Origin of the sequence: Algoriphagus sp. 4150 (assembly GCF_031457395.1) — a bacterium.
In the GTDB taxonomy this organism is placed as follows: Bacteria; Bacteroidota; Bacteroidia; order Cytophagales; family Cyclobacteriaceae; genus Algoriphagus.
Genome location: NZ_JAVDWS010000005.1, coordinates 19,969 through 35,497, shown reverse-complemented (window position 1 = coordinate 35,497; position 15,529 = coordinate 19,969). Strand labels below are relative to the sequence as shown.

7 protein-coding genes are annotated in these 15,529 nt (G+C 42.2%); all 7 read right to left on the bottom strand.

The window, feature by feature from the left end:
• Positions 1 to 9 precede the first annotated feature (9 nt).
• The 7 genes from J2X69_RS09030 to J2X69_RS09000 all read right to left on the bottom strand — a co-directional run bounded on the left by J2X69_RS09030 (position 10) and on the right by J2X69_RS09000 (position 14,890).
• Complete coding sequence (locus J2X69_RS09030) at positions 10 to 3,099, bottom strand: TonB-dependent receptor (protein WP_310101832.1); 3,090 nt, start codon at positions 3,097 to 3,099, stop codon at positions 10 to 12.
• A gap of 453 nt (positions 3,100 to 3,552) precedes the next feature.
• On the bottom strand, positions 3,553 to 7,560 hold the full coding sequence (locus tag J2X69_RS09025; protein ID WP_310101829.1) for a two-component regulator propeller domain-containing protein: 4,008 nt from the start codon (positions 7,558 to 7,560) through the stop codon (positions 3,553 to 3,555).
• A gap of 1,614 nt (positions 7,561 to 9,174) precedes the next feature.
• A complete protein-coding gene (locus tag J2X69_RS09020) occupies positions 9,175 to 9,549 on the bottom strand; it encodes a DUF86 domain-containing protein (protein WP_310101826.1) in 375 nt (124 codons plus the stop codon).
• Positions 9,546 to 9,827: a nucleotidyltransferase domain-containing protein gene (locus tag J2X69_RS09015; RefSeq protein WP_310101823.1), complete on the bottom strand. Its 282-nt coding sequence runs from the start codon at positions 9,825 to 9,827 to the stop codon at positions 9,546 to 9,548. Before J2X69_RS09015 ends, J2X69_RS09020 begins: the two co-directional genes overlap by 4 nt.
• A gap of 346 nt (positions 9,828 to 10,173) precedes the next feature.
• Complete coding sequence (locus J2X69_RS09010) at positions 10,174 to 10,872, bottom strand: DUF3592 domain-containing protein (protein ID WP_310101820.1); 699 nt, start codon at positions 10,870 to 10,872, stop codon at positions 10,174 to 10,176.
• Between the two features lie 13 nt (positions 10,873 to 10,885).
• A complete protein-coding gene (locus J2X69_RS09005; RefSeq protein WP_310101817.1) occupies positions 10,886 to 13,606 on the bottom strand; it encodes a WG repeat-containing protein in 2,721 nt (906 codons plus the stop codon).
• A 156-nt stretch (positions 13,607 to 13,762) separates the two neighbouring features.
• On the bottom strand, positions 13,763 to 14,890 hold the full coding sequence (locus J2X69_RS09000) for a hypothetical protein (RefSeq protein WP_310101814.1): 1,128 nt from the start codon (positions 14,888 to 14,890) through the stop codon (positions 13,763 to 13,765).
• Positions 14,891 to 15,529: the final 639 nt, after the last annotated feature.

Here is a 15,529-nt window from a genome sequence, read left to right as displayed (position 1 = left end):
ATTTTGGGTTTAAAACTGGACGTTTACACCTACATTATACACCCGCATCTGTGGGTAAAAAGCTCCCCTTCCCGTGGGAGACTCAGGATCTAAATTCTCCATTTGACTCCACGTAAGCAGGTTGTTTCCATTGACAAATACACGAAGGCTGCTTACCCCAATCCTACTGAGAATTACCGGCTGAAATCGATAAGCCACTTCCACATTCTTCAATCGGATATAGCTCACATCCTGAAGCCAGAAGTCTGACGGTCGGTAATTATGCTTCCCGGAAGTAGGTGAAAGCTCTACTCTCGGATAAGTAATGGGCAGCCCCGCCTCGTATCGCTCGGGAGTCCATCTTTCCAGATGGCTTGTAGTTGCATTTCTCCAATCCGTATCAAATGCCCATGCTCCCATCTCGCCGATGTAGGTGGATACTTTGTCAGCTCCCTGAAACAGGATGGAAAAATCGAAGCCTTTGTAGTCGCCCCCGAAAGAAAGGCCGTACACTACCTGGGGAAATTTAGAATAGCCTATAGGCACCTCATCATTTTGATCGATCACTCCATCGCCATTCTGATCCACATACCGTATATCTCCCGGCTGGAGCTGTGAGGCAAATGCTGAAGAAGGGGCTTCGGCAAGCTCAGCAGCTGTGTTGTAAAACCCATCGCTGACCAATCCCCAAAACTGGTCTACCGGGTGACCGGTGCGCTGCAGCCATGGGTAAGCCCTAATGGGCTCATCCATGTAATCGATGTTGTTTTTGGCAAAAGAGTAATTGGTTTTTGCCCAGTAGTTAAACTCACCGATATTACCATTATAGTTAAGTTCTAGCTCGAAGCCGTGATTACGGACTTTACCAATATTAACAGGAGGCAAGTCAGCCTGCACCAATGCCGGAATTGTCCCCAAATACCAAAGAATATTATCTCTATTCTCATTGAAATAATCCACGTTGAATCTCAGCTTATCACCAAAAAAACCGGTTTCAAAACCAATGTTAAATTTCTTCGCACGCTCCCATGTCACATCCGGGTTTCCCACCCTTCCTTCTTGAGCTCCGTTGTACCATTGGTAATTGGTGCCGTAGTTCCCGAAATTATATCCACCACTGTTAGGATAGAATACTGACGGCAAATACAGGAACCTGGCATCTCCGATTTTGTCATTACCCACTTCACCGTATGATCCCCTGATTTTCATAAAAGAAAGAACATCACCCTTTGGCATAAATTGCTCTTCAGTCAAAATCCAACCAAGAGAAAACGATGGAAAAAATCCGTACCGTTTTCCTTCAGGAAAGTTTTCAGATCCATTGTATCCCATATTTACCTCCGTGAGATACTTCTCCCTGTAATTGTAAGTAACCCTACCTACAAACCCCTGATAACCACGGGGAACATTATACTCCTGACCCGGAGCAGTATATCTCTCCTGCATATAAAGCGCCATACCGGTCACATTATGAACCCCAAAAGATCTGGAGTAATCGATTGCGCTTTCCAGATAAACTTTACGGTTTCTTTCAAAGCTCTCTCCAAATGAAAATGGTGCATCCAAACCTTCTCTGATAAATACAGGCGCCGTAGGGTCATTGGGGTCTTTAACTATACGATAGGTTTCATTCTGCTTGTTTCTGGATACCGCATGCTGGTAATAATTATCATAGGCCACCATACCCCTCACACTCAATCCTTCAGTCACAAAATCCAGTTTATGCTTCAGCGCGACATTGGAATTAAGGGTACTGTTGAAGTTTCTCTGGTAGCCATTGTTCACTATTGCACTGAGTGGGTTGCCTGAGCTGGATGGCAATCCCTCTACTCCTGAAATCAACCTCCCATCGATCACCCCCGGATTCATAAGTGGATTGGAATTCAGTATTCTGAAAAATATCTCGCCGGCACCAAATCCAGGGTAGTTGGAATCGGCAAATTGTGCCCCCACCTTCACTGAAGCTGAAAAGTTCTTATTAAAGTCAATGTCAAAATTTGAGCGTAGATTGTACCGCTCGTATTTTGGATTGGCAGAGTAATCATTTGTAAATTCTTCTACGTCATATGCTCCATTCTGACCAAAATACCCCAACGAAATAAAATAGCGTGTATTTTCCGCTCCTCCGCTGATATTGAAATTGTGCTGCTGCTGACTGGAATAGTCTTTCAGCACTAAATCAAACCAGTCCACATCCGGATGGAAATATGGGTCTAAGCCATTTCTGTACAACTCCAGTGATTCATCAGAAAAATAAGGAGTTTGACCGGAATTGATGCTGGCCTCATTGTGTAGAGAAGCATACTCATAGCTATTCAGCATCTTCGGCAGCCTATTGGGACTTTGGACACCATAATTTGCTGTGTAACTAATTGTCGGCTTTCCTTTAGCCCCCGTTTTGGTAGTAATGAGGATTACCCCATTGGCACCACGAACACCAAAGACCGCTGTGGCCGATGCATCCTTCAATATGCTTAGTGTCTCTATTTCATTGGGATCTATGAGATTGATGCTTGAGCGCTGCACACCGTCTACCAAGATCAAAGGATCCGACTCTGAACCCGTATTCAGGGTAGCAATACCTCTGATTTTCAAACTAGACTGGTCAAATCCAGGCTCTCCACTCGATTGCACAGCTATCAACCCCGGCAACCTACCCACCAATGAGTTACTGATATTGGCCACAGGAGACTGGATCAGGTCTTTCCCTCCTACACTGGAAACAGCGCCGGTCATGGTCGCTTTCTTCTGCTCTCCAAAGCCAACTACAACAAATTCATCTAACGATTGTGTATCCGTTACTAAGTTTATATCTATGATACTTCTGTTGCTGGCAGCTACTTCTACAGAAACAAAACCTATAAATGAGAACACAAGTGTGGCATCATCCGAAGGGACATTGATAGCATAGTTCCCTTCCAGATCCGTCACAGTTCCATTACCTGTTCCTTTGACCATGACATTGACTCCCGGAAGAGTCATACCGTCTTCTCCGGATTTAACCGTCCCCTTGATCATGAAGCCTTGGCTTGATTGAGTCTGGGCAAATCCTTGGGAGAAAAAAATCCAAAGAGTGAGTGTGAGCCACCACTTCCCTAAATTGTGTAAAGATTTTTTCACTTAATGACTATTTTGGCTTGTTGAAAATTTATTTAAATCACTTCTTCTCATTTTTATCAATGAAGATTGGTGAAGCCAAATAAGTCACTAGAACGGGTATATGAGCGGGGCAAACTCATACAATGGGAGGGGTAAATTCATTTTGGGGTAATAAAACAATAACCTTGAGGCAATAAAAAATATAATCCTCCTTTAAAGATCGTATTTAAAACTTCCTGCGGGAAACAATATATATAACCAAAGATTTTAGGTGTACCTAATAAGATAATTTCATTACCCGTTAATTTGGAAAAGTGTCCAGCGGCATTTCTTTTGAAGCTGCAGAAATACCTTAACCCGATAGCTATCGGATCATAGTTGACCGGTGCGGGAGTTGAGGATATACAGAGGGACTGTTATTGTCTGTGTATTGATTGGAAAACAGTATTTTTCACCTATTGTAAATAGGTTCGGCTATTTGTCCATCAATCCATTCAGGTTGTAATTTTTCTCCTGAAAAGCGTCTTTGTATTTCTTCTGAAAATCTGAGGGATTCATCCGGAACATGATTTGAAACTGTTTTCTGAAATATTTCAGATCATTGAAGCCAGTGAAAAAAGCAGCCTCATTCACCTGCATATCTGAGGTAATCAATAAGGTGGCTACTTTTCTCAGTCTTATAAAACGGATCATCTCATTTACCGATTTGCCTGTCAGGTGCTTAATTTTCTTATACAATAAGGAGTGACTCATCGCCATCTCCTCTGCCAAGGATTTAATTGTAAATGAATCATCATTGAGATGCTCTTCGATCAACAACTCCAGCTGCTCAAGAAAAATCTTATCCTCCTCGGAGAATTTAAAATCAGAAACCTTTTGTGTCACCCCATCCATCAGATGATTCTGTAGTTTCTTTTGCTGCTTCAGAATACCTTTTACCCTTGCTATTAGATACCCTTTATCGAAGGGCTTGGTGATGTAGTCATCTGCCCCCACCTCGATACCCATCAGTTTAACCTCCTCGGAATTTGTCCCTGTAAGAAGAATCACAGGAATATGTTGATAGCTCGGGCTGTCTTTTAAATAGTTGCATAAATCCACTCCGGACTCACCCTGCATGACTACATCCGAAATAATCAGGTCAGGCAAGTGTGACTTTAAATGTACGCGGGCCTCTTCAGCACTGCCAGCTTCCGCTATTTTATAGTGATCTTTTAAAATTCCGCTTAGGTATTGCCTGATTTGCAAATTGTCATCAACTATTAATATACTTTTCATCTCATCAAGCAGCGTAGCCTGAATATCAATTTCTTTGTTTGGGCTATTCTTGGATACCGAAAGTTCCTGTTCGCCCAGCAGTTCTTCCAGAAACATGGAACGCTCATTAAAATCCTCATGAAGTAAAAATTGTTGAAGATGGGCTCTTCCCTTCAGCAGCCTCACCTCAAAAATCGTCCCACCTAAGGACCCAGCAGAGGCCGTGACCAGACCACTATGCGATTGTATAAATTGCTTTACTAAATACAACCCTATCCCAAATCCGTTTTTTTGGTTGTTTCTATTGTTTTGGGATTGATAGAATAAATCGAACACCTTATCCAACTCATTTCCCTCTATCCCTCTACCATTGTCTTCTACGGTGAAGCAGACCTCGTCTCCATTATCCGAAAACAGTCTCACTACCACTTTACCGTCCAATTCATTGGTGAATTTCAGTGCATTTGAAATAAGGTTGAAAAGGGAAATCTCTATTTTTTCACGATCGGCATAGATGAAAGCCTCCTCCATTGTGACATCTAATCGATAAGAAATATTCTTAGTTTCGGCATGGTGTACAAAGCAGGCAAAGACTTCTTTCACGACAGAAACCAAGTCTATCTTGACGATTTTAAGTTCTCCTATTTCGCTTTCTGTCTTTCTGAACAGCAGCAGCTGGTCCACCAAACTGAGTAATCTCCTTGAATTTCTATAGACCACTTCAAGTTCACCGTTCCCCAAAGCCTTTCCATAAATAGCATCTTTCAAGGGATTGATGATCAATGTGAGAGGTGATCTGAATTCATGGGAGATATTTGTAAAGAAGGTAAGTTTTTTCTCATTCAGTTCTTTTTCCTTTTGGGCCATGTCTTTGGACAGCCAGATTTCATAATCCAAGCGTGCCTGTCTCCTTTGGTGTCTTATCACAGCATAGATGATCATCCCCAGTCCCAGCAAATAAAGAAAGTAGGCAAGAGCTGTTCTGTACCAGGGTGGTGAAATAATAATGGGGAGCGAAATGACATCGGTATTCCACACTCCGTCTGAATTAGTGGATTTGATATGGAGCGTGTAGGTACCATCCTGCAATTTGGAATAATTTGCCACACGAGAATTCCCTACGTATTGCCACTCTCTATCCCATCCTTCCAGAAAATATGCATATGAAATCTTGTCAGGCAACGAATATTCTAAGGCAGCAAAATCAAACGTAAGCATGGATTTATCATATGGAAGTTCAAGTACATCCAATGAAAATGCCGTTTTTCCGGTCTTTTCAATCGCTTCATTATTTATTTTGATTCCTGTGATCAACAATTCCGGAAAAGATGTGGAAGTCCGGACAATGGCAGGATTGATAATATTAAATCCCCGGATTCCACCAAAGAGCAACTCTCCGCCGGGAAGCTTGAGCGCTGCATTATAATTAAACTGGTTGCTCTGCAACCCATCCGAATCATAATAATTCGTGAAAATTTTAGTACGGTAATCAAAGCGGGAAATTCCGTTGTATGTACTAAGCCAATACTCCTCCTCCTTCCCCCTCAGAATATTCAGCACCGAATTGTTCGGTAATCCCTGCCGCTCTGAAAAAGAACTGAAAGTTCCCTTTGAAGGATTAAATTCCAACAAACCGCCACTTTCAGTGCCGATAAGCATGTGATCGTTGGAGGCTGATACAATTGATCTGACAGGATAGCCTATTTCAAATTCTTCATGCCGGTAAGTTTCCAAATCCAATTTAATCAAGCGCTCAAATGTACCTACCCAAATATTTCCAAAAAGGTCCTCAGCCATTGACAGAATGCCGTTGACTTTGGCATCAATGAATTCAAACCCGTCCCTCTGAGGATGATAGCGGTACAAGCCTTCACCATCTGAAGTTGCTGCCCAAACACGCTGGTAAGAATCACGAAACAATACCCAGATATTTTGCTGTAGAGTGGGAAGGCCTTTATGATAAAGTGGGTATTTCTTAAATGTTTTTGTTTTTTCGTCAAACTTGCTGAGTCCTCCTCCATATGTCCCCACCCAAACCCCATCGTCTGCCTTGAGAATGGAAGTCACAAAATCACTTTGCAAGGATTGTGGATCACCTGTATAGGTATAATTAGTAAAAGAATTGGCAGCTCTATCCCAAAGGCTCAAGCCTCCCCCATCCGTACCGATCCAGATTTTATCATCAATATAATCGCAGAACGAAAGCACAAAATTGCTTACCAGACTATTTTCTCCGCGGGTTTTTCTGATAGTTTTAAATTGAACGTTTTCCTTTTCTACTACATTGACCCCTCCCCGTAATGTACCGATCCATTTTTCTCCTTTATTGTCCTGATAGAGTGCATACACTGAATTGCTCGTAATATTCAGCTCGTCAGGACCTTCTTTTAATGAAGAAAAATCCCCTGTTTTATTGTCATAGATAAAAACTCCACTTCCGTCTGTCGATGCCCAGATTTCATCTTCCTCTTTCAGGTACATCAGTCCGGTTACTTTATGCCCTGTCAACTCTCTGGAGAAGAAATTATGCGTATTACTCTTAGGTGAATACATCAGCAGGCCACTATCCATCCCCAGCCAAATCCTAGAATCTCTGTCTGCAATTATGCTGTTGGCGTTGTTGGAAACAGTAGATACAAATTCCAATTCGTCCGATTGCACGGCAAGCTTATATAGTCCATACCCTTGGACAAAAACCCAGAGATTTCCTTCTCTGTCAAAGTCAATACCCTGGGTATGATAATCCCATATCAATTGACTGCCTACCTTGATAGGTAGCTGTTTAAACAGTTTATGTTGATTCTTTTGTATCAAGAGCCCTTTTCCCGCTGTAGCGAGAAATAGACGATCTGCATCACCTTTTATCTGGTTAATATTAAAGTTGATTTTCACCCGTTCTCCACTTGAATTATCAACTAAATCCCTGCTTTCAAAGGCCCCTGATCGAAAGTTATAAACGCTCAGTCCTTTCTTGGTGCCTACCCATATTCCCGCATCGTTTTCATAAATACTAACAATCCGGTTGTTGACTAGTGTTGTAGTATCAGTGGGCTGGTTTCGATAGACAAAAAAATTATATCCGTCATATCTGTTTAATCCATCATAGGTACCTATCCATATAAAGCCCCTCTTATCTTGGTAGATACTGGTAACGGCGTTGTTTGACAATCCCATTTCTATACCTATATACCTTACCTTGAAGTCTTGATTCACTCTTGCCTCCACAACAGTGAAATTAGAAATTAGCAAGCAGATAGAAAGAAGAAAAGGACGCAAAATCATAGGTACAAGAACGTATAGAGACACTAAGATTTTCAAGTTGGCATAATATTGCCAAAAAACAAATCAGTCCTGATGAATTCCACCCTATCCTATCGGACTATAAATCATCCATAGGCATAGCAGCCGCAGATTCTGAAGGATCAGGTGCTGTACAAGGAATCCCTTATTCATCGCCGGACACATTTGTCCCAAAAGCATTCGGGACAGCCTGCCAACGTGCCCTAAACACTAAACCAAGGTACTAAATATGAGCTTTCTAGTTTGGGTAGTAAGACGGAACATCAGGTCGGCACTATGCCACCGTCCGTGTCATCACGGACGGCTACAACCGGAAATTCTACCGTTCGGGATGTATCTCCAGACTCTGTAAATACGAAGCAATGCCATAGGCATAGCAGATTAGTAACTTGTCCGCCGTGGCGGAGCACCGGGTTTCAACCCGGTGTTGAAAAAGTTCAATGACCGTTTTCCTCCTGCCCCGAAGCATCGTCTGGAAATGAGAGTCAGTGCAGGAGGTGGATAGGTATGTTGGTTATTTCTTATCTATCCTCAATTTCCGTATTGACCCGTATCGATAAAGTTAAGTCTTTTCTCTCCGTTCTTTTGCCTTGACGCAAAAGAACCCCGCCACGTCGGGCAGGCAAAAGGTCAAGTCGAAGCAAAGCTTCTCCCCGCAGACCAGCCGCCTGCCCCGCTGCTGCGACCACCTCCGCGCCTTCACACTAAGCCAAGGTGCTATATACGATCTCTCTAGTGTAGGTAGTAAGGCAGAAGGTCAGGTCGGCACTATGCCACCGTCCGTATCATCACGGATGGCTACAACCGGAAATTCTACCGTTCGGGATGTATCTCCAGACTCTGTAAATACGAAGCAATGCCATAGGCATAGCAGATTAGTAACTTGTCCGCCGTGGCGGAGCACCGGGTTTCAACCCGGTGTTGAAAAAGTTCAATGACCGTTTTCCTCCTGCCCCGAAGCATCGTCTGGAAATGAGAGTCAGTGCAGGAGGTGGAAAAAGGTGCATTGTATCTATTTTATCCATCCTCAATTTCCCTGTTGAACCGAATCGATATAGTTAAGTCTTTTCTCTTCTGTCCTTTTGGCTTGGCCCAAAAGGACCAAAAAGCCAAGTCGCAGCAAAGCTTCTCCCCGCAGACCAGCCGCCTGCCCCGTCCCGAAAGCATTCGGGACAGCCGCCCAGCGCGCCTTAAACACTAAACTAAGGTCCTAAATACGATCTCGCCAGTATAGGTAGTAGAGACAGAAGGTCAAGTAAGCACTATGCCGCAGCCGTATCATCACGGACTGTTTCAACCCGTCTGTGGCGACACGAACGGTGGCGGAATATTAATTCGGGACGGCAGTCATGGAACTTGAACCGGTAAAAATCTCTGTGTGGAAAAACTACGTGACTATTGTGTCATCTATGTGGTACAGATCAAAAAACCTTCGAGATCTCCCAGACCTCAAAGCTAGTCAATAATTTTCGATCTCTTTCAGGTAATATTCAATCTCCCCATTCCCCTTTTCCTCCCCGTCCAGCGGAACCAACTCCTTCACTTCTTTCCTGATCTTTTTGAAAACCGGTCCTTGGTCTCCTTTTCCAAAATATTTCCTATTTGGCGCTTCAGGTTCGGAACTATGTTTTCTACAACAGCCCAAACTGCCCACAAATCCACTCCGATATAATCATGGATCAGCTTATCCCTCATTCCTGCGATTTTTTTCCATTCGATTTCCAGGTATTTAACCCGAAAATCATTGTCCGGTTTTTTGGTAGCTTCTCCGATTATTTCAAAGTTTCTGATTACAGCGTCTTGGATCAGACTGTTTTGTAGAAAGCTTTCTTCATTGAGTTCTTTTTCATATTCTTCAATCTTTTGAATACAGGCACTAATATGTTCAAGGTAGATTACAGGATCTTTGATCATATAATTCTAATTAAATCTGATTCTATGTACGGCTTTAAGGACTTATTAACAGATCTTAATGAAATCAAATCCACCTTAATCCCTAAAAGTTCGGATAGCTCTTGTTCCATACCGATCAGTTCCAAAAGATCCACTTTCAGATCAAAGTCAATGAGAATATCAAGGTCGCTGCTTTCATTTTCTTCCCCACGTGCATAGGAACCAAAAATGCCAACTAAAGTCGGACGAATTCTTCGGGTTATCTGCCTAATAATCTTTTCTTGCTGTGGAGTAATCATGATATAAAGATAAACTTTTTCTTTTTATCGGTATGAAAGCATTTCCACCATACGCTTGGGGCTGGAGAATGCCCATTTCAGTGAAATTAATACTAAGCTTTTATGCTCCCTACGACGCATCGCCTTAATCTTCATTAGCCCTCAGACCAGCCGCACCCTTCCACCTGCGGCCAAGCTGTGCTGCGTCACCCCAACGCGCCCTAACAACAAGCAAATCTGCTGATGCGGTGTATGTCTGGATATAAGCATCCCTCCGTTTGTTCCCGTAGGTGCGGGGTCATGCCTGCCCCAGGCAGGCTCGATTTCATGAATCTTCATAAATTATGTCGAAAAACTGTTTTGGTTTTTACCCTTCCAGTTTTGGCAAAAAGGATAGGTCAACATGATATTTCTTTGGGTTGCTTGGCTCGATAAATACGCTGATGGACTTATCGACTATATAATCTGAAGGGTCAAACCACAGATTATTACTCTTAAAAACGTGTACTTTGGAAGTGCCCGGATTTTTCCACTGGCTAAGGATGTGGTAAGGATGTCTTCCATTAACCGTAAGCGAAGTATTGAGTACCACACTTTGAAAATCGGTTTGAATAAGTTTCCCTCTGCTTTTCAAGAGGCTTTCTTTGTCGCCTTTAAGTTTTTTGACCAGGATAATGCCTCCCCCTACAAGAAAAAAAACACTCCCTAAAATCCCCAAGACCAAAACCCCTCCCCAGAGCGGAAAAAAAGCTTCAATTTCCGCTTTTTGTGGATCATCGGGTGGGTATAAAACCGACACCTTTTCCTGTTCTGTGTAGGAAGGAGGATTACTGGAAGTAGAGGAATTGAAAACAACGGTATTCCCTTTTTCATCCGTAAATTCTACTGCGGGTTTGTACATCACAGACTCTCCTGAGCGGTCAGTCAGCAAGCGAATGACGGTACCCTCAGTTTTTGAGGCTTCCTTGATAAATTGGCTGGTGTTTTGGTAACTCACAAATGCCCCTACGAGCAAACCCAAGCCAATTAAAGCAAAAATATAGGATATGATTTTTATGATCTTCATAAGTAGTCTTTTATTATTTCCTAAATTCAATTACCTCATCGGCCCTATAAGGAAACACCTTACCGTCGCGATTATAGTATTTCCATTTACCTTTGTGTTTTGCCAGCAATGGGAATGTTAAAGCCACTTTGAAATCTTCAAAATACAGTGGCCAATCGGTTTTGATTTCTTCCAACTCCATTGGGACGACTATCTTGCCATTAGGATCTGCCAAGCCATAGACAACTTCTTTGTCTTCATTGCTCACGTAATAACTTCCTCCAGAATAATAGTCTTTACCATTGGCCAGCAAAATTCCGTTCCCGTTTTCAAAAGGATACACATTATTGTATTCGGGCTTGATGAGGATGTTTCCTTGATGATTTGCCAGGCCAATTTTGTACTGGTTTGTGGTTTGGTCCAGGCTAATTAACAGCAGATGTTCCTCATTAATATATTCAGTGATACTGTTGTGGTAGTCATACGTAAGAGGCACCGCGATGTGGCCAGTACTGTCCGCATAGCCATAATTGTATGAGCTGTAGAAACCATAGTCCTTGTTTTCCTTGCCTACTACCACAAAGCCGTTCTTAACTCCGAATGAAGCAATGTCATATTCAAAGGGAATAATTGCTTCCCCGTCAGAATTGATAAAACCGATTTTCGCCTTTTCGCCTATTTTCTTGTCTACCCGTGCCAAACCATTGAAAAATGAATGTAGTATTGGATACTCAAAATCTATGGGGTCATATCCATAGACATCGGCTTTTGTATATTTTTGTGGCAATACTTGGTGCTTTTCGGTTTGGTAAATCTGTACAGTAAGGCTGTCTTCGCTGACCAACAAAGCCCTCGGGTCGTCAGATTCCCAAACGAAGGGGTAGTCAATGGTTTTAATACGTTGGGTCTTGGATTCATAAACAGCATATTTTTCATCGTTGTCTTGAAGCAACCAAATCTCATCACTTAAAAAGGAGATCTTTCTGAATAGTGCCGGTACAACGATTTTTCCACTAAAATCAATGACTCCTTTTAAGGAAGCTTCTTCTACAAGCACCCATTTTTGGGCAGAAAACTCCCGAAAATATTCGTATTCCGGTGCAATCACTTCTTTTCCATCTGCCAAATCAAACAGCCCATTCTTTCCGTTATTACTCACTCTCAATAAATTAGGGTGATTATCTTTGTCAAAATGATAAAGATTTCCGTAAGTGGGCCGTAGTATTTCTTTTTCCAAATGAAAATCATACAATCCCACTTTTTCGTCTTGTTCTATTTCTACTAGATTCGGGAAGTTTTCACTGTCAAAAAATCTCCAGGCTGTGTATTGAACAGGCAGCACTTCCTTTCCATCAAAATCATACAGTCCTTTTTTATCGTCCAATTGAGCTTCGATCAAGCCATTATGGATTAGCTTATTGTCTTTGATATAATTGGACTTATCTATAAAATACAAATCGTGAAAAGCAGGTGGCACCATCACTTTGCTTTTGGTATTGTAAAAGCCGTGCAAATCGCCTTTTTTGGTCACAAAAAACAACAACTCATTGCCTTCTTGGTCATATTCATAAGAGGGATCGATGGCATCATAACTTTCTATAAAAAGCTTGTTGCCTTCCTCGTCATAGACATTAAATTTTTGATTTTCGGAAGCAATAATATAATTGCCGTGTATTTGAAAGGTGTAATAAGGACGCACATCAAACTGCAAAGGCAGCACCCAATACCCCGAAATATCCAGCAAACCTCCTTTTCCGTTTTTAACGACGGTTATCCAAGAGCCGTAATATTCGGTAGAACCATACATTCCGAAACTTCCCTTTCTGGTACCGGAGTTTCCAATGTCGTCATATTCAAACGGTAAAATCTCCTCCCCATTGGCATTTACCAAGCCGTATTTGCCATTCTTCTTCAAACTTAGCGCCCCATTATTGAGTAGTTCAAAATGCCCGTATTCATCTTCAACATATTCTTTTTTGGTGGGAATATTTACAATCAACCTTCCGCCGTTTTTTTGGAAAGACTGCACCCATTCATCACTGCGCATCCCCCAGTGGTGATGGTCGTATTCAAAAGGCACCAGCACTTTGTTGTCAAAAGAAACAATGCCCCATTTTCCGTTTTTTTTGGCATAGACATAGTCTGATTTTCTGCCACAACCGCCACAGTAATCAAACTCATCATACTCCATCGGAATGACTATCTCTTTGGTTTCCCTGTTATAAATGCCCCATTTATCGCCTTTTTTTACATCAAGATGTACACCGTCTAAAATGCCGTAGTCTTCAAATTGGGAAAATTGGGGAGGTTTTGGCGGAGGGGAAGTTTCTCCTTTTACGGGAACGGCTCTATAGGCCTCAAAAGCCTGATCATCATAATTATACTCAGGCTTGAGTATCCAACTACCATCCGGTGCCAGTATCCCCCATTTATTATCTTTTTCCCTAAATACACTAAAGAGTGTCTTTGGAGTTTTGTCGTCTCCAAATTTTAGTTCCCATTCATATTGCTCAATAGTATACCTGTTACCAAATTCATAAGTATGGTCATTCAATGAATATATATAATCAAAGGCATAGTTTCCTGTGGTATCGATATAAAAACTTTGCCCATCCTTTTCTACCCGGGCAAAACCATGTACAAAGGTTGAGATACCACTTACCTCTTCCTGCTGCCGGGCACAGGCAGCTAGTGACAACAAGAGAAAAGGCAGAAGTAATGTGATAAAAACTTTCAAACGATTTGGATCAGCCATAAAAAATATTTTAATGCTATGCGCTTCAAAAGTACAGCGTTTGGGCTATACTAGTAACCCCTTAAAACAGGGGTTTTTAGAAAAACCTGTCCGTTTGATAATGCGATGTGACCCCTCATTTTAGAGATATGAGACACACTAAGGCGGTTTCGTACATCAATCCAAACCATTTAAAAATTCATCCAGCAACTTTTTGTCCCCTTTGCTTAGTTCATCCTTTATGTTGTTGAAATACAATACTTCTTTTCGTATTTCATCTAAAGTAGCTTTAAATAAAACATCATATTCTGATAGTTCATAAAGGTACATATCACACAGCTGCCCTGCATAGTTTCTTGCGTGTGCCCGGAGTTCTGCATTCTTAAAATCCGGAAGAATAGTGTCCAGTTGCTGACAATAGGCCGGAATGCCTTTCCATAATGGGGATTCTTTATCCATGTAGCACTCCCCTGATTCGATGGCCAACGCATTACCCTCAGAAAGTGCTTTGTACTCCGACACATAGGGGTAAACATCGTTTTTCGATGTGCCATCCCAGGCATCAGCGGCAGCATATGCAGCATCTGCAGCATCTTCTATTGCTGAATACTCTGCGGCATACAGGCTGTCATATACAGCTTGTTCTCTTTCATAAACAGCATCAAGTGAGTCCCGTTTTGCCTGATAGCTAGCCAGTTGCTTTTCCAGATCTATCCGAATAGTGTGATCCACCGGTGTTATCTGTTTCAACACGATTTTTTCAACGGTAAAACCGGTCTCAGCGCTTGCCGGGCCTGCTGCTGCCAGAATAAGCCCTCTGACATTTGAGCCTTGTTGATTGGAAAACACAAAGCTGAGATTATCCACAGGATGATCTTCTGCAATGCACAGCTCCAAGCTCTCTTTATTGTCAATAACCACTGTAAAGTAACGGCCTGTATAACCGAGAATGGTTTCTTGAGTGCTGTTGATAGAGGGCTCTAGGGTAACCTCCTGCTCGTATATCTTGTTTGCGGCAGATCCCCAATATGTATCACTGATGACAAAATTGTACTCTAAGTCTGCCATGCCTACATTGATGGCCTGACTCCCTTTGATAATGGTAAAGCCCCCGGAAGGAGGAGTACTAATCAGGGAAAAATCGGTATGACTGCTTTTTTCAGGAATGTAATGAAGGATTTTGAATGGAGTCTCTCCACTACTATCCATTTCATATTCCAATTTATGCTTTAACTGATGTGTTTCCTGAGCAATGGCAGAAAGACTTGTGAAAAGCATTGTCAAATAAAACAAGGTGATTTTCATGTGTTTATGAATTAAGTTTTTTCTTTTAGAGAAATAGTAGAGTGAGTTTAAATGGATGACGCTTGAGTCAAGCCTGTCTGGCCACAAGTAGGCTAGATTTCTTTGTTCTTTTGGCTTGGCCCAAAAGAACCCCGCCGCGTCGGGCAGGCAAAAGGCCAAGACGCATCCTCCCCTGCACGCTGGCCCAAGCCTAAATTCTTTCACCGAAAGAATTTTTAACAGCTTGTCCGCACCCTCAGACCAGCCGCACCCTCGTGCTGCGTCACCCCAACGCGCCATAACAACAAGCAAATCTGCTGATGCGGTGTATGACTGGATATAATCATCCCCCTGTTTGTTCCCGTAGGTACGGGTCATGGGAATTTCATCTGTTTATAATTTGTTTTAAGAGGTCAGATAGCCTGTCCCGAACTTGATTCGGGAGAATCTCGCTCGGTGAACAATCATCCCTCTCCCGAAGCAAGTTCGGGACAAGTTGTGTGTCGTCTTCGACATGCTCGATTTCATGTGTTTATAATTTGAATGTAAAAATAGTTAGACTACAGGCATCGTGTAATCCCCGAAAACAGGGGTTTTATATTGGACCTCAAAGTGACTGATTTTTTCGTAATTTGAAGTGGTAGTAGATTTTCTAATGCC

Coding starts and splice junctions, on each gene's coding strand:
- J2X69_RS09020 (WP_310101826.1), bottom strand. CDS start 9,549: ATGATCAAAGATCCTGTAATCTACCTTGAACATATTAGTGCCTGTATT.
- J2X69_RS09015 (WP_310101823.1), bottom strand. CDS start 9,827: ATGATTACTCCACAGCAAGAAAAGATTATTAGGCAGATAACCCGAAGA.
- J2X69_RS09010 (WP_310101820.1), bottom strand. CDS start 10,872: ATGAAGATCATAAAAATCATATCCTATATTTTTGCTTTAATTGGCTTG.
- J2X69_RS09005 (WP_310101817.1), bottom strand. CDS start 13,606: ATGGCTGATCCAAATCGTTTGAAAGTTTTTATCACATTACTTCTGCCT.
- J2X69_RS09000 (WP_310101814.1), bottom strand. CDS start 14,890: ATGAAAATCACCTTGTTTTATTTGACAATGCTTTTCACAAGTCTTTCT.